Annotated in this window: 15 protein-coding genes; 8 read left to right on the top strand and 7 right to left on the bottom strand. The window is 68.0% G+C overall.

The genetic code is table 11. The features are described 5' to 3' along the window. Positions 1-387 precede the first annotated feature (387 nt). Positions 388-2,046 carry a S8 family peptidase gene (locus tag WS54_RS07355; RefSeq protein ID WP_059783303.1) on the bottom strand — a complete coding sequence of 553 codons (1,659 nt, stop codon included), beginning with the start codon at positions 2,044-2,046 and terminating at the stop codon, positions 388-390. 421 nt (positions 2,047-2,467) lie between these two features. Between WS54_RS07355 and WS54_RS07350 the strand changes: the two genes are divergently transcribed. After that, on the top strand, positions 2,468-3,364 hold the full coding sequence (locus WS54_RS07350; protein WP_059783305.1) for a glutamate/aspartate ABC transporter substrate-binding protein: 897 nt from the start codon (positions 2,468-2,470) through the stop codon (positions 3,362-3,364). Positions 3,365-3,439: 75 nt separating this feature from the next. Here the strand turns inward: WS54_RS07350 and WS54_RS07345 are convergent, their stop codons facing one another. Further along, positions 3,440-3,988, bottom strand: a complete 549-nt coding sequence (locus WS54_RS07345) for a hypothetical protein (RefSeq protein WP_059783307.1) — start codon at positions 3,986-3,988, stop codon at positions 3,440-3,442. Positions 3,989-4,284: 296 nt separating this feature from the next. On the opposite strand from WS54_RS07345, the gene WS54_RS07335 reads away from it, so the two are divergent. Together WS54_RS07335 and WS54_RS07330 are read left to right on the top strand one after the other, a co-directional pair. Then, positions 4,285-5,532, top strand: a complete 1,248-nt coding sequence (locus WS54_RS07335; protein WP_059783308.1) for a multidrug effflux MFS transporter — start codon at positions 4,285-4,287, stop codon at positions 5,530-5,532. A 21-nt stretch (positions 5,533-5,553) separates the two neighbouring features. Next, on the top strand, positions 5,554-6,075 hold the full coding sequence (locus WS54_RS07330; protein ID WP_059783310.1) for a GNAT family N-acetyltransferase: 522 nt from the start codon (positions 5,554-5,556) through the stop codon (positions 6,073-6,075). Positions 6,076-6,119: 44 nt separating this feature from the next. On the opposite strand, the gene WS54_RS07325 is transcribed toward WS54_RS07330, so the two are convergent. From WS54_RS07325 to WS54_RS07315, 3 genes are all read right to left on the bottom strand, one after another. Next, on the bottom strand, positions 6,120-6,809 hold the full coding sequence (locus tag WS54_RS07325) for a hypothetical protein (RefSeq protein WP_059783311.1): 690 nt from the start codon (positions 6,807-6,809) through the stop codon (positions 6,120-6,122). A 123-nt stretch (positions 6,810-6,932) separates the two neighbouring features. Continuing rightward, complete coding sequence (gene pbpC, locus WS54_RS07320) at positions 6,933-9,188, bottom strand: penicillin-binding protein 1C (protein WP_059783313.1); 2,256 nt, start codon at positions 9,186-9,188, stop codon at positions 6,933-6,935. A 10-nt stretch (positions 9,189-9,198) separates the two neighbouring features. Next, positions 9,199-15,243, bottom strand: a complete 6,045-nt coding sequence (locus tag WS54_RS07315) for an MG2 domain-containing protein (RefSeq protein WP_059783315.1) — start codon at positions 15,241-15,243, stop codon at positions 9,199-9,201. A 304-nt stretch (positions 15,244-15,547) separates the two neighbouring features. On the opposite strand from WS54_RS07315, the gene WS54_RS07305 reads away from it, so the two are divergent. The 5 genes from WS54_RS07305 to WS54_RS07285 all read left to right on the top strand — a co-directional run bounded on the left by WS54_RS07305 (position 15,548) and on the right by WS54_RS07285 (position 20,717). Next, positions 15,548-16,054, top strand: a complete 507-nt coding sequence (locus WS54_RS07305; RefSeq protein WP_059783317.1) for a sugar dehydrogenase complex small subunit — start codon at positions 15,548-15,550, stop codon at positions 16,052-16,054. Beyond that, positions 16,054-17,673, top strand: a complete 1,620-nt coding sequence (locus WS54_RS07300; protein WP_034204694.1) for a GMC family oxidoreductase — start codon at positions 16,054-16,056, stop codon at positions 17,671-17,673. The genes WS54_RS07305 and WS54_RS07300 overlap by 1 nt, the downstream gene beginning before the upstream one ends. 2 nt (positions 17,674-17,675) lie before the next feature. Further along, positions 17,676-18,953, top strand: a complete 1,278-nt coding sequence (locus WS54_RS07295; protein ID WP_059783319.1) for a cytochrome c — start codon at positions 17,676-17,678, stop codon at positions 18,951-18,953. A gap of 174 nt (positions 18,954-19,127) precedes the next feature. Beyond that, the gene (locus WS54_RS07290; protein WP_059783321.1) at positions 19,128-19,547 is read left to right on the top strand and encodes a DoxX family protein; all 420 of its coding nucleotides are present in this window, start codon (positions 19,128-19,130) and stop codon (positions 19,545-19,547) included. 63 nt (positions 19,548-19,610) lie between these two features. Further along, positions 19,611-20,717: a porin gene (locus WS54_RS07285; protein ID WP_034204697.1), complete on the top strand. Its 1,107-nt coding sequence runs from the start codon at positions 19,611-19,613 to the stop codon at positions 20,715-20,717. Between the two features lie 94 nt (positions 20,718-20,811). Here WS54_RS07285 and WS54_RS07280 read toward each other — a convergent pair whose 3' ends face one another. Together WS54_RS07280 and WS54_RS07275 are read right to left on the bottom strand one after the other, a co-directional pair. After that, a complete protein-coding gene (locus WS54_RS07280; RefSeq protein ID WP_059783323.1) occupies positions 20,812-22,131 on the bottom strand; it encodes an MFS transporter in 1,320 nt (439 codons plus the stop codon). Between the two features lie 44 nt (positions 22,132-22,175). Next, complete coding sequence (locus WS54_RS07275; RefSeq protein ID WP_059783324.1) at positions 22,176-23,360, bottom strand: M20 aminoacylase family protein; 1,185 nt, start codon at positions 23,358-23,360, stop codon at positions 22,176-22,178. Positions 23,361-23,474 lie beyond the last annotated feature (114 nt).

The following is a 23,474-nucleotide window of genomic DNA, read 5'->3' as shown; positions in this document are numbered from 1 at the left end:
GACGGTGCGTCGCGTGCATTCGACAACATCGAAAATTCGGCGGGGGATCTGGCCGGTAATCAGGCCGGAAGGGCGCCGCATCCTGCTTCCCGGGATGCGGCAGAAGACGAGGCTCTGCGCGTTTTCCTCAGGCAGCAGTCAAGTTGGTCGGACACCAACTACAACTCGCATCGGTGTTCACAGAACACTCCATGTAATTAGACGGGAGCGATGGTAATGGCTCGTCGTGCGAAGCGTCAACCCTTTTGTCGGCCCTTTTTTCAGGCGTTTTTTCGGGATACTCGATCGTGCCGATGCAGGTTCGCGGGCGTGCGCGACAGCCCGTCACGAAACGGCCGCGCGCGTGCCATGTCGGCATGCGCGCGGCCGCTTCGAACGAGGTGCGGGTTACCGGTTCGCGGTCGCGACGGCGGCCCCTGCATCGAGGATGCCCGAGCCTGCCGGCAGCGCCGTGCACGACGTGCCGGCCGCCAGCTTCGCCGCGCGCGTGCCGCCTTGCAGCTTCTGCAGGATCTGCGCGGGCGTGAGATTGCCGTTCACCGACAGCATCAGCGCGGCGGCCCCCGTCACCTGCGGTGTCGCGAGGCTGGTGCCGTTCGCGAGGCCATAGGTGTCGGCGCCCGGCGTCGTCGTGCCGGTGTTCGACGTCGACAGGATGTTGACGCCCGGTGCGCTCAGCGCGACATCGGCGCCGAAGTTGCTGAACGATGCGCGGCGGCCCGTCGCATCGGTCGCGCCGACGGTGATCACGCCGCGGCAGTTCGCGGGCTGGTCGAGCCCGGTCGACAGGCCGTCGTTGCCGGCCGCGACGACCACGGTCACGCCCTTCGCGGTCACGTCGTCGATCGCCTGCTGGAACGTCGTGCTGCATGCGCCGACCCCGCCGAGGCTCAGGTTGATGATCTTCGCGGGATTCGGATTGTTCGGCACGCCGTTGACGGGAATGCCGGCTGCCCAGCGCATGCCGTCGGCGATGTCGCTCGTCACGCCGCCGCACTTGCCGAGCACGCGCACCGGCAGGATCTGGCCGAGCCACGACACGCCGGCGACACCGGTGCCGTTGTTGGCCGTCGCGCCGATCACGCCCATCACGCGCGTGCCGTGCCAACTGCTGTTGCTCGGCTGGCTCGCGCAGTGATAGTAGGGGCCGTTGGCGTCGTCCAGTTCCTGCTGCGTGACCCAGTCGCCCGGATCGGTTGCGTCCGGGCCGCGCGTCGAGCCGTTGTTGCTGGTGTGGACGTTGCTGATGAAGCTGTAGCCTTGCTGTATCAGGTTGCCGACGAGGTCGCCGTGCGGCCGGTAGCCGGTGTCGAGCACGGCCGTGACGACGGTCGGCGAACCCTTGGTCACGTTCCACGCGGGCGGCATGTCGATGCCGGCGGTCGGGTCGGACAGGTACCACTGCTGGTTGTAGAGCGGATCGCTCGGCGTGTCGCGGATCTGCATCGGGTGATCCGGTTCCGCGTAGTCGACGTCGCTGTCGGCCGCGAACGCCTGCGCGAGCGCGGCGGCATCGGCGGCGGCCATGCGCTGGCCGAGCGACAGCACGGCCGCGCCGTTCGAGATCGTCCGCTCGACCTGCACGTTCACCGGCGTTTGCGGGACCGTGCTCGCGTACGCGCGTGCGCTGCCGGTCACCGGTGCCGTCCAGCGCGTCATCGCGCGCTGGATCACCGCGTCGAGTCGCGAGCCGTTGTCGACGGCCGCCATCGCACGCGTGGCCGTCAGCGTCTTCAGCTTGACGATCAGGTGATCGACCGGCGGCTCGATCGGTGTGGCCTGCGCGGCCATCTGCACGGCGGCCTGCTGCGACGTGCACGCATTGCTGCCGGACGACGCGGGCGGGGTGGTCGGGGCGGGCGCGGGAGCGGGCGTCGGTGCCGGGGCCGGGGCAGGCGCCGCGTTGGAAGAAGACGGGTTGCTGCCGTCGCCGCCGCCACCGCCGCAGCCGGCGAGGGGCAGCAGGGCGGCGGCAGACAGCATGCCGGCGAGCATGCGCGCATGTGCGGGGCGCGCCAGCGCGAAATGGAAACGTTTGGCTCTCATGTTGAAACTCGATCCTCGTAGATAACCGTCGTGCCGGCGGTGGCGCCGGTCCGGGCGAGCCGGACCTTGTCGTTTTTGTCTGACGGTTGCAGCGGGTTGCTGCGACGCGCCATGCACTGGGTAACGGCGTGCGCGGCGGCTTCTTGAGTGCGTTTCGCGAGAAAAACGACGGGCGCCGCAAACGATTACGTTGCTGCGTTGCAGCGCGAACGCACGTTTGGAACAGCCGGCGGGGATGGCGCGGCCGCGCGCGCCCGGGTCGGTCGGGCGAGACGAGCGGCGCCGGGCGGTTTGCGCGGCACGGAAAACCTCGTTGAGGATCGGGCCGCGGCGGAAGGGTGTTTTACGGTTCCCCCGATGTGACGCGAATATTGTCGGGCGTAGGATCGCGATTCGCTCAACGTTTCGTCAGGAGACACGCATGGATCGCCGTTTCCGTTGGCTCGCCGTCGCGCTGGCCTGTGCGCTGGCCGGCACCGCGCACGCGCAGGCCCTTACCGGTACGCTGAAGAAGATCAAGGACACGGGTGTCGTGTCGCTGGGCATTCGCGAGTCGTCGGTGCCGTTTTCGTATTCGGACAACCAGCAGAAGAACATCGGCTACTCGCGCGACATCGCGTCGCGCATCATCGATCAGTTGAAGACGGACCTGAACCTGCCGAACCTCGCGGTGAAGGAAATCCCGATCACGTCGCAAAACCGGATTCCGCTGCTGCAGAACGGGACGATCGACTTCGAATGCGGCTCGACGACGAACACGCTCGAACGCCAGAAGCAGGCCGCGTTCTCGAACAGCATCTTTTTGTACGGCATCCGTTTCAGCACGCGCAAGGATTCGGGCGTGAAGGACTTTGCGGACCTGGCCGGCAAGACGGTCGCGACGACGGCCGGCACGTCGGACGAGCGCCTGTTGCGCAAGCTCAACGAAGAGAAGGCGATGAACATGACGATCATCAGCGCGAAGGATCACGCCGAAGCGTTCATGAACGTCACGACCGGGCGCGCGGTGGCGTTCGTGATGGACGAGCCGCTGCTGTACGGCGAGATCGCGAAGGACCGCAACCCGGGTGCGTACACGGTCACCGGCACGCCGCTCGTTCACGAAAACTACGCGTGCATGATGCGCAGGGACGATCCGGCATTCAAGCGCGTCGTCGACGGCGTGATCGCGAAGATGCAGACCTCGGGCGCGGCCGAGAAGCTGTACGGCCAGTGGTTCATGCAACCGATTCCGCCGAAGGGCGTGAGCCTCAACTATCCGCTGTCGGCGGAGATGAAGCAGCTGTTCAAGAATCCGACGGACCAGGCGCAGTACTGATTCGGCCGTCGCAATGAAAAACCGCCGGCGCATGCCGGCGGTTCGAGCGTGCCGCGCCGGGTGGCGCGAAGCGCGTCAGGCCTTGATTTCCGGGCCGCGTGCGGTGGGTGCGACAGGTGCGGCCGGCGTTGCCGGGGCCGCCGAACGCACCGGCGGCTGCGCCGGCACGAGCACGACGACCGGTTCCGGCATCGCCCACAGCGGCATCGCGAAGCCGACCGTTTGTGGCATCGGCATCGGCATCGCGAACGCGTTGGCGAGCGCGATGTGCTGGAGCGCCATCATTTGCTGCTGCATCGCGACCATCTGCGCCTGGGCCGCCTGCATCCGGTACTGCGCGACCTGCATCTGCCGCAGCGCGGCCGCCGGCGGCATGCCGCCCGACGACGACGTCTGCGTCTCGAAGCTCGCGCCGCCTTGCGGGCTGTGCCAGCTCCACGTACTGACCTTCATCGGGCCGACGGCCGTCTGGACGACGCGCGTTTCGGCTTTCACGGGCACGGCCTGCCCGTCGACGTTGACGAACATCGGTTGGGCGGCGGCCGCCGCGCCGGCCTGCCCGGCCAGGGCGAACATGGGCGCCAGCGCCAGCGCGCCCGCCGCCATATACGAACGGAATCGCATCTTCGTATCTCCATCAAACGAGACTGATCGAATCAACAATGACGTGCGGCTCACGGAGTGAGCCATCCGAGACAATGCGGCCTGCGGCTTAAATCAACATTAAAATCGCGGCCGGCCGGACCGACCGGCGCCCTTCGGGACGAACCGCAACCGGTATTCAACCGCGCCCGCGCCAGGGGAATCCTGTCGCGCGGTGCAACAACAGGCACAATACGGAATTCGTCGCGACCGCACGCGTGTTCGTCACTCGAACATCGACGATGCGGCACGGCTGCCTGTCCTCCTTCCCAGTCGTCATGAACGCCACGCCCACTCCCGCGCGCGAGTCGAATTCGCCGCGCTTCCTGCTGTTTCTGATCTGTCTGTTCGCGTCCGCGGGGCAGCTCGCCATCGACATCTACGTGCCCGCGTTACCGGACATGGCCCGTTCGTTCGCAACGACCCCGCAAGCGATCCAGTCCAGCGTGTCCGGCTACATGGCGGCCTACGCGCTGGGCCAGCTGATCTTCGGGCCGATCGCCGACGCCTACGGCCGCAAGCGCGTGCTCGCGTTCGGGCTCGTGATCTACACGATCGGCTGCCTGCTGTCGCTCGGCGCGCCGAACCTCGAGACGTTCGTGCTGGCGCGCTGCCTGCAGGGCTTCGGGATCGCGACCACCAACCTGCTGGCGAAGGCGATCATCACCGATTCGTTCTCCGGCCAGGCGTTGATGCACGCGTTCACGTACATGTCGATCGCGTGGGGGCTCGCGCCGATCGTCGCGCCGGTGATCGGCGCGCACCTGCAGGAATGGTTCGGCTGGCGCGCGTGCCTCGTGTTCCTGCTGGTCTACTCGCTGGCGATGTGGGCGCTGCTGTGGCGTTACCGCGAGACCTTGCCGAAGCCGGTGCATCTCGAGCCGCGCACGCTGATGGCGAACACGGGCAAGGTGCTGGCGAGCCCGGTGTTCCAGAGCTGTTTCCTCGCACAGGGGCTGTGCTACAGCATCCTGCTGGTGTTCAACATCGTCGGGCCGTTCATGGTGCAGACCACGCTGCACAAGCCGCCGACCTTCTTCGGTTATCTCGCGCTCGGCATCGGCCTCATGTATTTCCTTGGCGGCCTGTCGAACCGGATTCACGGGCGCGGGCTGCCGAGCGCCGAGCAACGGCTGCGTATCGGTGCGCGCGTGATGGCGGGCGCGTCGGTCGCGATGCTCGTGCTGGCGCTGACCGTCGGCCTGCGCGTGTGGACGCTCGCGACGCCGGTGCTCGTGATGGGCTTCTGCGCGGGCGCGATGTATCCGACGCTGATGGCCAAGGGCAATTCGTTGTTTCCGCATATCGCCGGCCTGACGAGCGCGATTCTCGGCTGTGCGCTGCTGCTCGTGTCGTCCGCGATGATGGGCCTGGCCGGCTTCGTGTCGATTCACGTGCTGACGCCGCTGGCGGTGTTCTTCGTCGCGCTGTCGTTCGTCGTGGTGTGGATGGTGACGAAGCTGCTGAGGTATCTGTCGCAGCAGCAGGCGGCGCCGGTGGTGTGCGCAAGCGAGGGGGCGGCGTAAGCGCCGGCCGGCGAACGACTCATGAACCGGATCCTGCTGAATCGCGTCGCCCGTTCCGACGCCGCCGATCTGATCGCCGCCAACCGTGCGAGCCGGCGTCATCATCTGCCGTGGGTCGATTCGTTCGTCGACCAGGCCGGGTTCGATCACTGGTTCGCCCGCTGCCTGACCGGGCCGAACGTCGGATTCGTCGCGCGCGAACGGGCGTCGGGCACGGTGGTCGGCGTGGTGAACCTCAACGAGATCGTCGGCGGTGTGTTTCAGAGCGCTTATCTTGGGTACTACGGCATGGCGGAGGCCAGCCGCAAGGGGCTGATGACGGAAGCGTTGCGCGCGACGATCGGCGTCGCGTTCGGCGAACTCGGGCTGCACCGTCTCGAAGCGAACATCCAGCCCGGCAATCATGCATCGATCGCGCTGGTGCGACGGCTCGGGTTCAGGCAAGAGGGGTTTTCGCCGCGCTATCTGCGCATCGGCGGCGAATGGCGCGACCACGAGCGCTGGGCACTGCTGGCGGACGACGCGCGCGAAGCCGGCGCCTGACGGCCGATTTCCGTCACATCACGTCGCGTCGCATCCGGCGTCGCTTACAGCGGATGCGCGGCCCCGGCCTGCTGCAACAGCGACACGGCAACCGGATCCGGCAGCCCGTTCGGGTCGATCGCCCCCGCCTTGGCCAGCGCGACGAGATCGCTGTCGACGCCCGGTTGCCCGACCACGAACGAAGTAGTCAGGAACGCCGGCGCGGCGAACGTGACCGCATAGCGCTGCTGCAGGTTCGTCACCACGGCCGATTGCGCGGCCTGGACGGTGTCCGGGCTGTTCATCGCCCGCTGGTAGCGCAGGGTGCCCTGGAAATTGCCGATCAGCCCGGCCGTGTTCGTCCCGAGTTGCGCCGCGAGATAGACGAGCATCAGCTCGGTCTCGGGCGTCGTATTGAAGGTGCCGCCCGCGTAGGCGAGCGAATGCAGGCTCGCGCCGCCCGACGCCACGGTGATCACGCATGGCAGCGCCGCGTTGAGCGTCACACGGTAGTTGCCGCCACCGTCCGTCAGCGTCGTGGCCGAGCCCGCCGCGCAATCGACCGTTACTTGCGCGCTCGCGAGCGCGTCGCCCGTCGCGGCCGTGCCCGACAGCGAGACGGTTTGCGTGTTGTCGTTGAAGCACACGTCGACGCCGAAGCAGGCATCGCCGTTGCAGGCCTGGAGAGCGGCGAGCGTTGCAACGCACAACGCGCCCAGCGCAGGGCGGGTGAAACGCATAGGGCGAATGTTCATGGTCGCGGGCAATCCGAGAGAATGAGGCAACCGGTGCGCGTGGGGAATGGCGGCGCTGTTGTCATTCTATGTCCTGATCCGGGGAAAGCGAATACGGCCGGCCGGTCACGCCGGCTCGCCGGCTCAGGGCTTGCGCGCGGCCGGCTTCGCGAACGCGCCGCGCACCTCGAAGCCGATCGCATCCGCGACGTTGCCGCGCGCATCGACGAGTTCCAGCCGGTGCCGGCCCGGCCACGGCAGCCATGCGACGCGGTCGGCATGCCCGATCACCTTGTCGTCGAGCCGCCACGCGAATTTCGTCGCGCGCCCGGCCGAGCGCTCGAACCAGATCCGCTGGTTCTTCGGCGGAATGTCCGGGTCGATCGCGAAGATCGTGCCGTCGGTCGGCGCGCCGATCGTCAGCGGCGCACGCGCGCCGTCCTTGCCTGGCGCGACGGGCGCCGCGAGCCGGATCGTGTCGACCGCCGTGCCCGCGACGAACCACTCGTTGCGAGCCGGCTCGATGTCGCGCTCGAACGCGATGCGGCACGTCTCGACGCCGGCCGGCGCGCGCGGCGCACGGCTCGGCAGGTCGCGGTGCAGATAGCCGACGACGGCCGACCACACGGGCGACGCGCCCGTGACGCCCGACACGTCCCACATCGGCGAGCCGTCCGCATTGCCGACCCACACGCCGACCGTATAGCGCGACGTGAAACCGACGGTCCAGTTGTCGCGCATGTCCTTGCTCGTGCCGGTCTTGACCGCCGAGAAAAAGCGCGTCGCGAGCGGGTTGTCGAAGCCGAAGGTGCGCACGCGCGCGTTGTTGTCGGACAGGATGTCGGTGACGACGAAGCTGGCGGCTTCGCTGAACACGCGCGTGCCGGCGTCCGCCCGCGCGGGCGTCGATGGACCGGAGGTCGACGTCGGCGCCGTGGCCGGCAGGTCGACGACCTTGCGCGCGACGCCGCCGTTCGCGAGCGCGCGGTATGCATTGGTCAGCGACAGCAGCGTGACGTCCGCGCTGCCGAGCGCGAGGCTGAAGCCGTAGTAATCGCCTTCCTGCGCGAGCGGCAGGCCGAGCGCGGTCAGCGTGCGCGCGAAGCGGTGCGGCGTGACGAGCACCAGCGTGCGCACGGCCGGTACGTTCAACGAGCCGCCGAGTGCGCTGCGCACGCTCACCCAGCCCTTGAAATCCTTGTCGTAGTTCTGCGGAATGTACAGGCCGCCGCCGGCGGCGAGGTTGATCGGCGCATCGTCGAGCAGCGACGCGGCCGTCAGCCGTTTCTCGTCGATCGCCTGCGCATAGAGGAACGGCTTGAGCGTCGAGCCGGCCTGGCGCGGCGCGAGCACGGCATCGACGTCGCGCGCGCTCGACAGCGCCCCGGATGAGCCGACCCACGCGCGGATCTCGCCGGTCGCGTTGTCGATCACGACCACCGCGCCGTCCTGCACGTTGCGCCGGTGCGCGGGCGCATTGAGTTCGGTCAGCGCGCGCATCAGCGTGTCGCGCGCGAAGCGCTGCAGCGGCGCGTCGAGTGTCGTGCGGACCTGCGCGCCGGCTGCGGGTTTGACCTCCGCCGCGATGCGTCGCGCGAAGTGCGGGGCGAGGGCGGCGCCGTCCGCCACGACGTCGTTGCGCGTGGCGTTGGCCGGGCGCGCCGTGACGAGCTGCACGTAACCGTCGAGCGACGCGCACGCCTGCCCGGCATGCATGTCGCGCAGGATCCGGCACGCGCGCTCGGCGACTTTCGCGGGCGCCGCGTTGGGCGCGCGCACCAGTGCCGCGGCGATCGCGGCTTCGCGCGCGTCGAGGCCGGACGGCGCCTTGCCGAACAACACCTGCGACAGCGCGCCGAGCCCGATCGTCTCGCCGCGGAACGGCACCAGGTTCAGATAGGCCTCGAGGATCTGGTCCTTGCGCCAGCTGCGCTCGAGCCACAGTGCGTTCACGGCCTGCGTGGCTTTCTGCGGCAGCGAGCGCTGGCCCGAGCGGCGCGGCGAATCGCCGAGCAAGCCCGCGAGCTGCATCGTGACGGTCGATGCGCCGCGCGTGCGCTCGTTCCACAGGTTGCCCCACGCGGCCCCGGCAATGCCGCGCCAGTCGACGCCGCTGTGTTCGTAGAAGCGCTTGTCCTCGGACACGACGATCGCCTCGCGGAACGCGGGCGACACGTCGGCGAGCGACACCCATTCGCCGCGCCGTTCGGCGAGGTCGACGCGCGTGCGCTGCAGCGGCGTGCCGTCGCGGGCGAGCAGCACCCAGTCGGAACTGCGCCAGTTGCGGCGCACGTCGTCGTAGCCGGGCAGCGCATGCGCGACGAGCGGCGCGGCCAGCACGACGGCGACGAATATGCGGCCGGCGAAGCGCGCCGGCCGCGGCAAAGCCGGATCCATCATCGCGATCTCGTCACTTGCCCGCGTCGGCCGGCTTCACGGTCATCGGCGGGTTCGGCCACAGGCCGTACACGGACGGTGCATACAGGGCCTCGACGCGCGTCGGCGGCAGTCCGAACGTGCCGACGTTGTTCAGCCGCACCGTGTACTCGACCGAGAATTTGCCCTTCGGCAAATAGTCGTAGTACGCGCGGTAGCCGTCGAAGTCGCGCTCGACGAACGTCGGCCACGCGCCGTCCGGCGTTTTCTCCCCCTGCGTCGCGGCTTCGGAATCGCGGCCGAGGCCCGACCCGAGGATCGTCGCACCGGCCGGGATCGGATCGTTGACGACAACCCACGTCATGTCGCTCTGCGCATCGATGTCGAGATGCACGCGCACGACGTCGCCGCGCGTCAGCACGCCGTTGACGGCGGGCGACACGGGCGTGACGGTCTTCGCGATCCGGTAGCCGGCGGCGAACGGCGAGCGCAGCGGCACGGCCGCGAGGCTTTCGACGGTCGCCCAAGGGCGGCCGGTGCCGTCCTGCGTGACCGACAGCGTGGCCGGCCCCTGCGACGCACGCGGCCACGGCAGCAGCACGCTGCGTGCGGCGGCCGCGCGGGTCGCGGGCGTGGCCGATGCGGGCGTGTCGGCGGGCGCGGCCGATGCCGCCTGCGACCACGAGATCGAGCGCGCGTCGCCGCCGAGCGCAATCTTCGTCGCGCCGGCGACCGGCGTGCTCTCGTAGGTTCGCGAGAAGCGCTCGACCGCGAGCAGGCCGAGCGCGTTCGACGTCGTCGTCTGCCATGCGCCCTGGCGTTGCAGCGCGAGCAGGCCGGCCGTCACGCGCGGCATCTCGTCCTTCCACGCCGGGTCGCCCGCGAATTCCAGCGCGAGACGCGCGGCGTTGGTCTCGTTGCTGGTCATCAGCCACCACAGGTCGTCGTCGCGCGCGGTCGAGAACACGAGCTGCGTGCCTTGATACGTGAGGCGCGCCCGCAGGATCTGCTCGACCTGCGCGCGTTTCTCGTCGCGTTGCGGGATGTCCTTCACGCGCGTCAGGATCGCGTGATAGTCGATCACCGCCGACGTCGGCCACTGGTTCGGCGCGATCTCGATCGAACCGAGCATGCGACCCTGCGCGGCGCCGTAGCGCGACAGCGCCTCGATCGCGGCGAGCTTGCGCAGGTCGCGATCCTGGCGCGGCGCCCACGCGTTGCGCTCGAGGCGGCCGTCGACGAAGCGCGCGAGCCCGGCTTCGAGCTGCGTGCGCAGGTCTTCCGGCAGCGCGAAGCGCGGATCGAGGCGGCTGGCTTCGTCGGACACCACGAGCAGGTACGACGACAGCGTCGGGCTGCCGTGATGCGAATCGTCCGACGATGGCGGGAAGTAGCTGGCCAGGCCGTCGCCGTCGAGGTAGACGGGCAGGCGCGCGATCAGCGCCTGCCATTGCGCGGGGTCGCGCAGCCCGATCGCACGCGACGTCTGCTGCTCGAGGCAGCGGTACGGATAGCGCTCGAACCAACGCCGCACGCCGGGCAGGCCGTCGGCGAGCTTCGACTGCAGCGACACGGCGATGCCGCCGCGCGGTGCGCCCTGGGCGTTGCTCACCGCGCCGGCCGGGGCCGACACGGGCACCGTCAGCGTGCCGTCGACCTGCGCGAGCGTCGCCTGCTGCACCGTTACCGGCAGCGCGGGCACGACCTTCTGCGCGACGGCCAGCGCGTCGGACGCGCGCTTGCCGCCTTGCTCGGCCGCCTCGATGCGCCAGTTCAGCGCACCGGCCGCATCGAGCGCCTGCTCGGGCACGGTGATCGTCCACGCGACGTCGGTCGCCGCATTCGCCGCCAGTGACACGGTTTGCGGGGCGACATCGAGGCCCGTCACGCGCGGCGTCACGACGACCTGCATCGCGCGGTCGGTCGTGTTGCGCAGCGTGACCTGCGCGCGGAACGCGTCGCCTTCGCGCACGAGCGGCGGCAGGCCGGAGATCAGTTGCAGATCCTGCGTGCTGCGGATCGACGTGCTGCCCGTGCCGAAACGGTCGGGGCCGACCGCCGCGATCGCGACGATCCGGAAGCGCGTGAGCGCATCGTTCAGCGGCACTTCGACGGTCGCGCTGCCGTTCGCGTCGAGCGTCACGCGCGGGTTCCACAGCAGCAGGGTATCGAACAGCTCGCGGGTCGGCGCGCTGCCGCCACCGCCGCCGGCCGGCACGGCCTTGCGGCCGAAGTGGCGGCGGCCGACGATTTCCATCTGCGCGGTGGCCGTCTCGACGCCGTACGCACGCCGGCGCAGCATCGCGTCGAGCAGGTTCCAGCTGTCGTTCGGCATGAGTTCGAGCAGCGCTTCGTCGACGGCCGCGATCGCGATCTGCGTGCCGGCCGGTGCCGGCTGGCCGTTCGGCAGCGTGACCTTCACGTGCGCCTGCGCCTTGCTGCGGACCGTGTAGCGCGTCGCGTCGGTCGTCACGGTCACGCCGAGGCGGTGAACGCCGGCGCCGACCTTGATCTCGCCGAGGCCGTAGCGGAACGCGGGCTTCGACAGGTCGACGAACGCGGTCGGCGCCTCGTAGTGGCGGCCTTCGCGCCAGAACGCACGCGCCCATTCGACGGGCGCCTTCCAGCCCCACGTGAAGAACGAGTACCACGGCACCTCGCGAATCCGGCCGCGCAGCGCGAGCACCGACACGTATACGTTCGGCCCCCACGATTCGCCGACCTTCAGGTCGACGGTCGGGTTCTTGCCATTCAGCTCGACGATGTGCGTTTCCATCACGCCGCCGCGCTCGACCGCGACGAGCGCGGTCGCGTAGCGGAACGGCATGCGCACCTGGAAGCGGGCCGTTTCGCCCGGTTCGTACGAGGTCTTCTCGGGGATCACGTCGATCCGGTCGGTATTGTCGCCGCCGAACCAGAGCTCGTCTTCGCGCGTGACCCATACCGACGTCGATGCATTCGACGTGCGGCCGTCGCCGTCCTTCGCGACCGCGATCAGCTGCACGTTGCCGGCCTGCTCGAGCGTCGCGTCGCAGGCCATGCGGCCCTTGTCGTCGGTCTTGCCCGAGCACAGCACGCCGAGGTCGCGCGTGTCGCTCTTGTTGTCGTACGCATAGAACCCGCCGACCATCCGCTTGCGCGACGACGTCGTGATGCGCGCGACGCCCTTGATCTCGATCGGCACCGACGCGCGCGGCTTGCCCTGCAGGTCGACCGCCAGTGCCTGCACCGGCACGCGCTGGCCGACCGATACCCAGCGGCCGGCCTTGATGCCGGCCGCCACCGCGGCCGGCCACAGGATCGTGTCGCCGCGAATCGTCTGCACTTCGCCGTTCGGATCGGCGAAGGTCGCCTCCAGCGCGATGCGTTTCGGCGCGTCGACGTCGGGCAGGCCCTTGAGCGTGACCGCGCCCGCGCCGTTGCGGTCGAGCGTCAGCGGCAACTTGTCGGCGATCAGCTTCGTCGCGTCGGGATCGTTGTTGTTCGACGACGCGTGGTCGTCGTCCTGCGAATCGTCGTCGGCATTGCCGTCGCTCGTGTCGGGGCGATACGGCGTGAAGCTGAAATCCTCGAAACGGTCCGCGAACGGCGGCGACGCCCATTTCATCAGCGCCGACACCTGCACGGGCAGGTTCGATGCGCCGCCGCCCGACACGTAGTCGATCTGCACCGCGAGCGGCGCTTCCTTCACGGCGACGAGCGGGCTCTTCTGCGCGTCGCGCGCGCCGATCGAGCCTTTCAGCACCGGCAGGCGGAACGCCTCGACGCGGAAGCTGCCGCTGTAATAGGTGGCGGTCGGCGCGTCTTCCGGGCCGCCTTCGAGTTCGACGCTGTACTCGCCGAGCTTCGCGGCGGCCGGCAGCGTGAACTGCGAGTCCGCGCTGTGGTCGGCCGCCCACGTGAGCGGCAGCTTGTACGTCTGGCCCGTGCCGAGATGGCGGATCGTCATGCGCGTCGGGTATTGCGACGGGAACGCGAGGCTCTGCAGCGTCTCGGTGCGGATGAAATGCTTCATCGACACGGTTTCGCCGGCGCGCAGCAGCGTGCGGTCGAACACCGTATGCGCGCGCACGGTCGGTGCGCTGTCGGTATCGGTCGGCACGTTGAAGCGCCACGATTCGATCCCGCGGTTCCAGCCCGAGCTGACGAACGCCATGTCGGGGCCCGTCTTCGGATCGTCGACGCGCGCCGACACGAAATAGTCGTCGAAGCGTTGCTCCGACGAGCTGCACGCGCGCTTCGGCTCGAACGGCCCGTCGATCTTCAGCAGGCCCTGCGCGTCGGTCTTGCCGGCCGCGATTTCGTCGCCGTTGCAGTCCGACACGCGGATCTGCGCATTCGGCACCGGCTTGCCCTTGTCGAGCGTCGTGACCCACACGAGGTTGTTCTCGCGGCCCTGTTTCAGGTGCACGCCGAGGTTCGTGACGAGCACGGTGGTGCGCACGTACATGCTCGACGGCTTCGCGAGCAGCGAGCGGCCGAGCGCGGGCGACGCGAGTTCGAGCACGTAGAAGCCGGGCTTCTCGATCGGCACGCCGACCACTTCGAACGGGCGCAGCGTCTTCGGGTCGGCCTTCGGCAGCGTCAGCACCTGCGCGCCGGGCTCGCCCGTCAGCAGCGACAGCGAGCGCACGTCGATGCGGCGGTCTCGCGGCGTGGGCTGTTTCTCGCCGGCCGCGAGCGGCACGTAGACGGGGTGTTGGCCCTTGCGTGCCAGCAGGCCGGGCAACTGGTCGTCGATCGAGCCGGCCGTCATCGACCAGTTGTCGAAGCGATCGACGGTGCGCATCCATTGGCGAATTGCGGTGTCGTTCTCGACCTTCAGGTTCGCGAATTGCGCGCCCCCTGCATTGAGGCCGGCGATATGCAGGTCGGCCTCGACGTTGCGCAGCGTGACGGGCACGAGCGCGGGCGTGCCGGGTTCGGCGAAGCGCTCGACGATCCCGAAGGTGCCCGACGAGAATTTCGCGAGCGGCGGCATCGGCGCGGTGCGCGTCGCGAGCGGGAACAAGTCGGCGTTGGACAGCGGCCGGTCGGTCACGTCGCGCAGGCCCGACGGCAGCTCGACGGTCAGCGCGGCCTGCGCGGGCAGCGGCGGGTTGAACGTGACGGTCGTCACTTCCTCGCTGTGGTCGTCGGCCGCGAAGGTCGGCGACAGCGAGCCGTCGGGGCCGCGCAGCTTGATCGCGTCGGCCTGCTTGCGCGAGATCGGCGCGTTGAACGACAGCGTGAGCGGGCGCAGCGGCGTGCAGGGCGCCTTCGCGTTCTCGCGTTCGCACGAGAAGCTCGCGGCGAACGGTGCGCGCACGGTGAAATCGAAACGCCGTTCGGTTTCGTTCGCGATGCCGCTCGGGCTCGCGACGCCCTTGCCGTACACCAGCTGCACCTTCGCGCTCGCCGGCAGCGCCTGCGAACACGACAGCGTCAGCACGCGCGCCGCCTCCTTCTTCAACCCGAAATGATCGAGCAGGGCGTTGCGCGTATCGTCGGCGGCCGCCGCGACGGGAATGCGGTTGCCGATGCCGGCCGCTTCGCACCAGATGTTCGCGAGCGCCGAGCGCGGCTCGGCCGGGCCGTTCAGCGTCATCACGAAGACCTGCCGCTCCTCGATCTCGCGGGAGCCGGGGCGCACCGACACCGGAAACGGGCCGCCCGTCTGGAACGTGAAGCGACGCGGGCCGCTGACCGCATTGCCCGCGACCGAGCGCAGCGTGTCGTTGAGCGCGACCGAGCAGCGTACGCCGGGCGGCAGGTCGCTTTCGAAATCGTAAACCCAGGTCTTGTCGTCGAGCCAGTGGCCCTGGCCGCGTGCGGCCGCCGAATCGTTGCAGCTCACGCGCGCCGGACTCGGCGCGGAGGCCGAGCCGAAGGCGACCATCGGTTCGTCGAACTTGACGACGCTCTGCCGGACTTCGGTGACGGTGCCTTGCGGCGACACGCTCACCGTGCGCGCCGCGCCCGCATGCAGCGACAGGGCCGCGGCGCCGCCGAGCGCCGCGACGGCGCCGATGCGCCAGAGCAGCCGGGTCGTGTGGTTGATTCGATGCTTTTGTTTGTTGTGCTTGTCGCGCTGCTTCATCGCTCGATTGCCCTCGGAGGGAAGCTTTCTGTTTGATTGCACGGGATTCTAACCGACCGTCATGCGCGCGCAGCGCGGCGTGCAGTGTGTCGTCGGCGTGCGACACGGCGGTGCGTGCCGCAGATCTGTCGCGTCGACGACACAAAAATGCAGCGAAATGTCGATTGTCACGGATTGCGGAACATTAAATGGACTATAAAAAGATTGTTTGATCCGGCGTGTGCGCGTACATTGCAGGTCCGCGCCAATGTTTGAGAAATATCAAGCGTGGTTTTCCCGAATCCGGTGTTCGAGAGAAGGAAACATGCACAACGACAACACCCCCCAATCGCGTCGTGACAACGACGCAGCCGCAACCGGCATCACGCGGCGTCAATGGCTGCAGGGCGCACTGGCGCTGACGGCGGCGGGCCTCACGGGCTCGCTGGCGTTGCGGGCCCTGGCCGACGATCCCGGCACCGCGCCGCTCGATACGTTCATGACGCTTTCCGAAGCATTGACCGGCAAGAAAGGGCTGAGCCGCGTCACCGGCCAGCGCTATCTGCAGGCCTTGCAGAAGGGCTCGTTCAAGACGGCCGACAGCCTGCCGCAGCTCGCCGGCGCGCTCGCATCCGGCTCGCTGAACCCCGACCAGGAATCGCTTGCACTGACGATTCTCGGCGCGTGGTATCTCGGCATCGTCGACAACGTCGTGATTGCCTACGAAGAAGCATTAATGTTCAGCGTGGTGTCCGATACGCTCGTGATCCCTTCGTATTGCCCCAACAAACCCGGCTTCTGGGCCGAAAAACCGATCGAGAGGCAAGCCTGATGGCCGATACCGATACGCAAAAAGCCGACGTCGTCGTCGTCGGATCGGGTGTCGCCGGCGCGATCGTTGCACACCAGCTCGCGATGGCGGGCAAGTCGGTGATCCTGCTGGAAGCCGGCCCGCGCATGCCGCGCTGGGAAATCGTCGAGCGCTTTCGCAACCAGCCCGACAAGACCGATTTCATGGCGCCGTACCCGTCGAGCCCGTGGGCCCCGCATCCGGAATACGGCCCGCCGAACGACTACCTGATCCTGAAGGGCGAGCACAAGTTCAACTCGCAGTACATCCGCGCGGTGGGCGGCACGACGTGGCACTGGGCCGCGTCGGCGTGGCGGTTCATCCCGAACGACTTCAAGATGAAGACCGTGTACGGCGTCGGCCGCGACTGGCCGATCCAGTACGACGACCTCGAGCATTACTACCAGCGTGCCGAGGAAGAGCTCGGCGTGTGGGGCCCGGGCCCCGAGGAAGATCTGTACTCGCCGCGCAAGCAGGCGTATCCGATGCCGCCGCTGCCGCTGTCGTTCAACGAGCAGACCATCAAGAGCGCGCTGAACGGCTATGACCCGAAGTTCCACGTGGTGACCGAGCCCGTCGCGCGCAACAGCCGCCCGTACGACGGCCGGCCGACCTGTTGCGGAAACAACAATTGCATGCCGATCTGTCCGATCGGTGCGATGTACAACGGCATCGTCCACGTCGAGAAGGCCGAGCAGGCCGGCGCGAAGCTGATCGACAGCGCGGTGGTCTACAAGCTCGAGACCGGGCCGGACAAGCGCATCGTCGCCGCGATCTACAAGGACAAGACGGGCGCCGACCATCGCGTCGAGGGCAAGTACTTCGTGCTCGCCGCGAACGGCATCGAGACGCCGAAGATCCTGCTGATGTCCGCGAACCGCGATTTCCCGAACGGCGTCGCGAACAGCTCGGACATGGTCGGGCGCAACCTGATGGACCACCCGGGCACCGGCGTGTCGTTCTACGCGAGCGAGAAGCTGTGGCCGGGCCGCGGCCCACAGGAGATGACGTCGCTGATCGGTTTCCGCGACGGCCCGTTCCGCGCGACCGAAGCCGCGAAGAAGATCCACCTGTCGAACATGTCGCGCATCAACCAGGAGACGCAGAAGATCTTCAAGGCCGGCAAGCTGATGAAGCACGAGGAGCTCGACGCGCAGATCCGCGACCGTTCCGCACGCTACGTGCAGTTCGACTGCTTCCACGAAATCCTGCCGCAACCCGAGAACCGCATCGTGCCGAGCAAGACGGCCACCGACGCGATCGGCATCCCGCGCCCCGAGATCACGTATGCGATCGACGATTACGTGAAGCGCGGCGCCGTGCACACGCGCGAGGTCTACGCGACGGCCGCGAAGGTGCTCGGCGGCACCGACGTCGTGTTCAACGACGAGTTCGCGCCGAACAACCACATCACGGGCGCGACGATCATGGGCGCGGATGCACGCGACTCGGTCGTCGACAAGGACTGCCGCACGTTCGACCATCCGAACCTGTTCATCTCGAGCAGCTCGACGATGCCGACCGTCGGTACGGTGAACGTGACGCTGACGATCGCGGCGCTCGCGCTGCGGATGTCGGACACGCTGAAGAAGGAAGTCTGACCGTGCGGAAATCTACTCTCACCTTCCTCCTCGCCGGCTGCCTCGCGCTGCCCGGCCTCGCACGCGCGGCCGATTCGGCCGATCCGGCGCAGGTCAAGCGCGGCGAATACCTCGCGGTCGCGGGCGACTGCATGGCGTGCCACACCGCGAAGGGCGGCAAGCCGTTCGCGGGCGGCCTCGGCATGCCGGTGCCGATGCTCGGCAAGATCTATACGAGCAACATCACGCCCGATCCCGATACGGGCATCGGCACCTGGACGTTCGACGACTTCGAGCGTGCGGTGCGTCACGGCGTGTCGAAGAACGGCGACAACCTGTACCCGGCGATGCCGTACGTGTCGTATGCGAAGATCAACGACGACGACGTGCAGGCGCTGTACGCGTACTTCATGCACGGCGTCGAACCGGTCAAGCAGGCGCCGCCGAAGAACGAGATTCCCGCGCTGCTGAGCATGCGCTGGCCGCTGAAGATCTGGAACTGGCTGTTCCTGAAGGACGGCGTCTACCAGCCGAAGCCGGCGCAGAGCGCCGAGTGGAACCGCGGCGCGTATCTCGTGCAGGGCCTCGCGCACTGCAGCACGTGCCACACGCCGCGCGGCATCGCGATGCAGGAGAAGTCGCTCGACGAAACGGGCGGCAGCTTCCTGTCGGGCTCGGTGCTCGCGGGGTGGGACGGCTACAACATCACGTCCGACCCGAACGCGGGGATCGGCGGCTGGACGCAGCAGCAACTCGTCCAGTACCTGCGCACCGGCAGCGTGCCGGGCCTCGCGCAGGCGGCCGGCCCGATGGCCGAGGCGATCGAGCACAGCTTCTCGAAGATGACCGAAGCCGACATCGGCGCGATCGCGACGTACATCCGCACGGTGCCGGCCGTGGCCAGCGGCGACGCGAAGCAGTCGCGCTCGTCGTGGGGCAAGCCGGCCGAGGACGGGCTGAAGCTGCGCGGCGTCGCACTCGCGTCGTCGGGCATCGATCCGGCACGGCTGTATCTCGGCAACTGCGCGACCTGTCACCAGATGCAGGGCAAGGGCTCGCCGGACGGTTACTACCCGCCGCTGTTCCACAACTCGACGGTCGGTGCGTCGAATCCGACCAATCTCGTGCAGGTGATCCTGAACGGCGTGCAGCGCAAGGCCGGCAGCGAGGACGTCGGGATGCCGGCGTTCCGCCACGAGTTGTCGGATGCGCAGATCGCCGCGCTGACGAACTACCTGACCGGGCAGTTCGGCAATCCGGCCGCGAAGGTGACCGAGCAGGACGTCGCGAAGCTGCGCTGACGCGGCACGGCGACGAAGCAGGGCGACAACGTAAAAGAGGAGGAGCACAGCACATCGGGCGGGCCCCGATGCCGGTTGTTGCAGAGCGGGGCGGGCGGCGCGGATGGCCGTCCGACCCGGTTCACAGGCAATCCGGTGCGTGCGATAGCGCGCATCGTTTTCGTTGATCACACCATGACACCGAATCAACCGTTTCTCGCGTCCCAGCGCGATGTGCTGCTGCTGCTTGCCCGAATCCTGATCGTGATCCTGTTCGTGATGTTCGGCTGGAAGAAGATTATCGACTTCTCCGGTACGATCGCGTTCATGGGTAGCGAGGGCGCGCCGGCGCCGATCATCTCGGCGGCGATCTCCGTCGTGATGGAGCTGTTCGTCGGGATTGCGATCCTCGTCGGCTTCCAGACGCGGCCGCTCGCCCTGTTGCTTGCGCTGTATACGATCGGCACCGCCGTTATCGGTCACCACTACTGGACGATGACGGGCGGCGAGCAGATCAACAACATGATTCATTTCTACAAGAACATCGCGATCTCGGGCGGCTTGCTCGCGCTCTGCGCGGCCGGCCCCGGACGTTTTTCGCTCGATCGCGGATAAGCAGACCCGAGGCGCGTGCATGGGGCGCGCGTCGGACGGTCGAGACTTCGAGGGGGCATCATTTTGCGACTCAAATACTTCGCATGGCTGATTGCGGCCGCCACGCCGGCGGCCGCGTTTGCACAGACGAGCGTCACGCTGTACGGCCGGATCGACGGCGGCGTCGAATACCTGAATCACATCGCGAAGCCGAACGGCGGCAGCGGGACGCGCTGGAGCGCGGAAAGCGGCGACTGGGGCACCAGCATGTTCGGGTTGAAGGGCGTCGAGGATCTCGGCGGCGGGCTGTCGACGGTGTTCAATCTGGAAACCGCGTTCCAGGTGATGAACGGCCAGACGGGCGGCGGACGCATGTGGTCGCGGCGCGCGTACGTCGGGTTGAAGAGCAACACGTGGGGCCAGTTGCAGGCCGGCCGCAACCTGTTCATCGACAGCGACGGCGTGTGGGAATTCGATCCGTTCGTCCAGCAGGCGTTTTCGTCGGCGTCGCTCGTGCGTGGCCGCAACTGGCAGCAGACCAGCAACAACATCGAATATCACAGCCCGGTGATCGGCGGCTTCGACGTGCAGGCGCAATACGCGTTCGGCAACCAGTCACGCGGCTTCAACTACGGCGCGGCCGACGATTTCGGCCGCTCGGACGGGATCATGATCTCGTACCACTCGCCGGTGCTCGACGTGCGCGGCATCTACGACGAGCTGCGCGACAACAACGGCAAGTTCAGCAATATCTTCACCGCGTCGCGCGAGTACTTCGTCGGCGCGAACGTGAAGGTGTCGAAGTTCAAGATCCAGGGGGCGTATACGCACTACCAGGCGCCGGACAGCCCGGCCGGTGTTGCCGATCGTGCCGATCACTACTGGCTCGGCGCGACCTATTCGGCGACGCCGCAGTGGGCCGTGACGGGCGGCGGGTATTACGTGAAGGTGGGTGACGGCGGCGGCGATGCGTCGCACGACCCGTCGGGGCACGCGATGATGTACGTGCTCGGCACCACGTACAACCTGTCGAAACGCACGTTCCTGTACGGCACGGTCGCGTATGTGCGCAACGGCGGGAATTCGAATTTCTCGCTGCTCGCGACGCCGCGTGACGCGACGTCGGGAACGAGCCCGATGACGGGCGAGTCGCAGACGGGCGCGTATGTGGGGATGATGCATACGTTCTGAGTGGTGCAGCGCCGGAGACGCAAAAGGCACGGGTGATTGACCCGTGCCTTTTTCATTTGCGGCATGCGGCGGCTTCGGCCGCACCGTCCGCCGCTCAATCCAGCGCCTTCCCTGCCTTCTCGTCCATGCAGCGAATCGCAAGCAACGTCATCGCGCCACACCCGATCGCATACCACGCTGGCGCATTCGGATTTCCGGTCGCCGCGATCAGCCACGTGACGAAGAACTGTGCGAAGCCGCCGAAGATCGCGACACCCACGCTGTAGACGAGCGCACCGCCCGTCGCACGCACGGCCCGCGGAAACAACTCGCCGAGCATCGCGCCGGTCGCACCGATGTTGATCGCATGCATGATCGACAGCGCGACGATGATCGACAGCAGCGACGCGGCGCCCGGCCAGCGATTCAGTGCGATGAACGCCGGGTAGATCGTGCCCATCAGCACGATGCGTGTCCACCAGACGATCCGGTTGCGCCCGTACACGTCCGACAGAAGGCCGCCGATCGGCGTCACGAGCATCAGGATCGCACCGGCGACGCAGCCGGCCGTCATCGACAACCAGGTCGGCAAGTGCAGCACCTGTACGCCATAGATCGCCATGTAGAACACGATGATGTAGTGGATCGACGTGCCGCCGATCGTCACGCCGAGGCCCGCGAATACGGCCTTGGCGTGATGGCGCAGCACGTCGGCGAGCGGCAGCGATGCGACCGGCTCGTCGTGTGCGGCGGCCGGCGCGGCAGCAGGCACTTCCTCGACGGTGCGGCGCAGCCAGTAGCCGAGCGGCACGAACAGCGTGCCGATGATGAACGGCACGCGCCAGCCCCAGCTTTCGAGTTGCGCGGCGCTCAGCGTCGACGTCAGCGCGACGCCGGTGAGTGCGCCCGCGAGCGCGGCGAGCCCCTGGCTCGAGAACTGGAACGACGCATAGAAACCGCGACGATGCTGCGGCGCCTGTTCGAGCAGCAGCGTCGTCGATGCGCCGACTTCGCCGCCCGACGCGAACCCCTGCAGCAGCCGGGCGAGCACGAGCAGCAGCGGCGCGGCGATGCCGATCTGCGCGAAGGTCGGCGCGACCGCGATCGTCGCGGTACCGAGCGCCATCAGCAACAGCGTGAGGATCATCGCCTTCTTGCGGCCGGCGCGGTCCGCATACATGCCGATCACGAGCCCGCCGAGCGGACGCGTGACGAAGCCGACGCCGAAGCTCGCGACCGCGAGCATCAGTTGTCCGAACGATGAATGCACGGGGAAGAACAGCTTGCCGATCAGGATCGCGAAGAAGCTGTAGACCGTGAAGTCGTAGAACTCGAGCGCGTTGCCGACGGCGGCGGCGGCGATCAGCCGGCGTTTCTTCGCGGTGGCGCGAGCATCGGCCGGCGTGCCGGCGAATGAAATGGCGGACGTTTCCATGGGGTTCCCTTGCTTGGAGCGCGGAACTGCGTGATGAAGGGTCGTCAGGCCGCGAGCCAGGCTTCGGCGACGCGAACCCAGTAGCTCGCGCCGATCGCGAGGATGTCGTCGTTGAAGTCGTAGCCGGGGTTGTGCACCATGCAGCCGCCCTTGCTGCCGATTCCGTTGCCGATGAACGCGTAGCAGCCGGGGCGCGCTTCGAGCATGAACGCGAAATCCTCGCTGCCCATCAGCGGCGCGGTTTCGGTTTCGACGCGCTCCGCGCCGAGCATCCGGCATGCGATGTCGGCCGCGAACGCGGTCGGTTCCGCGTGATTGACGAGCACCGGGTAGCCATAGTCGTAGTCGACTTCCGCGGTGACGCCGAAGCTTTCCGCCTGGCCCTTCACGAGCGCTTCGATGCGGCGCGCGAGCAGGGCGCGCACGTCGGCGCTCAGCGCACGCACCGACAGCTTCATCACGACGGTTTCGGGAATGATGTTGAATGTCTCGCCGGCCTGCACGCTGCCGACGGTGATCACGGCCGCGTGCTGCGCGTCGACCTCGCGTGCGACGATCGTCTGCAGCGCGACCATGATGCTGCCCGCGGCCGACATCGGGTCGCGCGCGAAATGCGGCATCGCGCCGTGGCCGCCGACGCCGCGCAGCGTGATCGTCACGCGGTCGGCGGACGCCATCGCGGCGCCGGTGCGGAACGCCATGTCGCCGGCCGCGCGGCCCGGCATGTTGTGGATCGCGAAGATCGCGTCGCACGGGAAACGGTCGAACAGGCCGTCGTCCATCATCGCCTTCGCGCCGCCGAAGTTTTCCTCGGCGGGCTGGAAGATCAGGTTCAGCGTGCCGGAGAACTGGCGCGTTGCCGCGAGGTGGCGCGCCGCACACAGCAGCATCGCGGTGTGGCCGTCGTGCCCGCATGCATGCATCTTGTTCGCATGACGGCTTGCGTAGGGCAGGCCCGTGGTTTCCGAGAGCGGCAGCGCGTCCATGTCGGCGCGCAGCCCGACCGTGCGCGTGCCTTGCCCTTCGCGCAGCACGCCGACCACGCCCGTCTTGCCGATACCGCGATGCACTTCGTAGCCCCAGCCGGTCAGCAACTCGGCGACGAGATCGCTCGTGAGCGTCTCTTCGAAGGCGAGTTCGGGGTGGGCATGGATGCGGCGCCGCACCTCGACGAACTCGGGGGCGATCGCGGCGATGCCTGGGATGACGGGGTTCACGGCTTGCAGCATGGAGTCTCCTGTGGGGCCGGTGGGGCGTTTGACGCGCATATGACGACCAAGCATATAAATTTCTTTTGGGTACCAGAAGCTGCTAAATTGCTTTGGTGCACACCGTCGGTTGCC

This window comes from Burkholderia sp. NRF60-BP8 (assembly GCF_001522585.2).
In the GTDB taxonomy this organism is placed as follows: Bacteria; Pseudomonadota; Gammaproteobacteria; order Burkholderiales; family Burkholderiaceae; genus Burkholderia.
The sequence above is the reverse complement of the archived record's forward strand: the minus strand, read 5'-3'. Positions and strand labels throughout refer to the sequence as shown.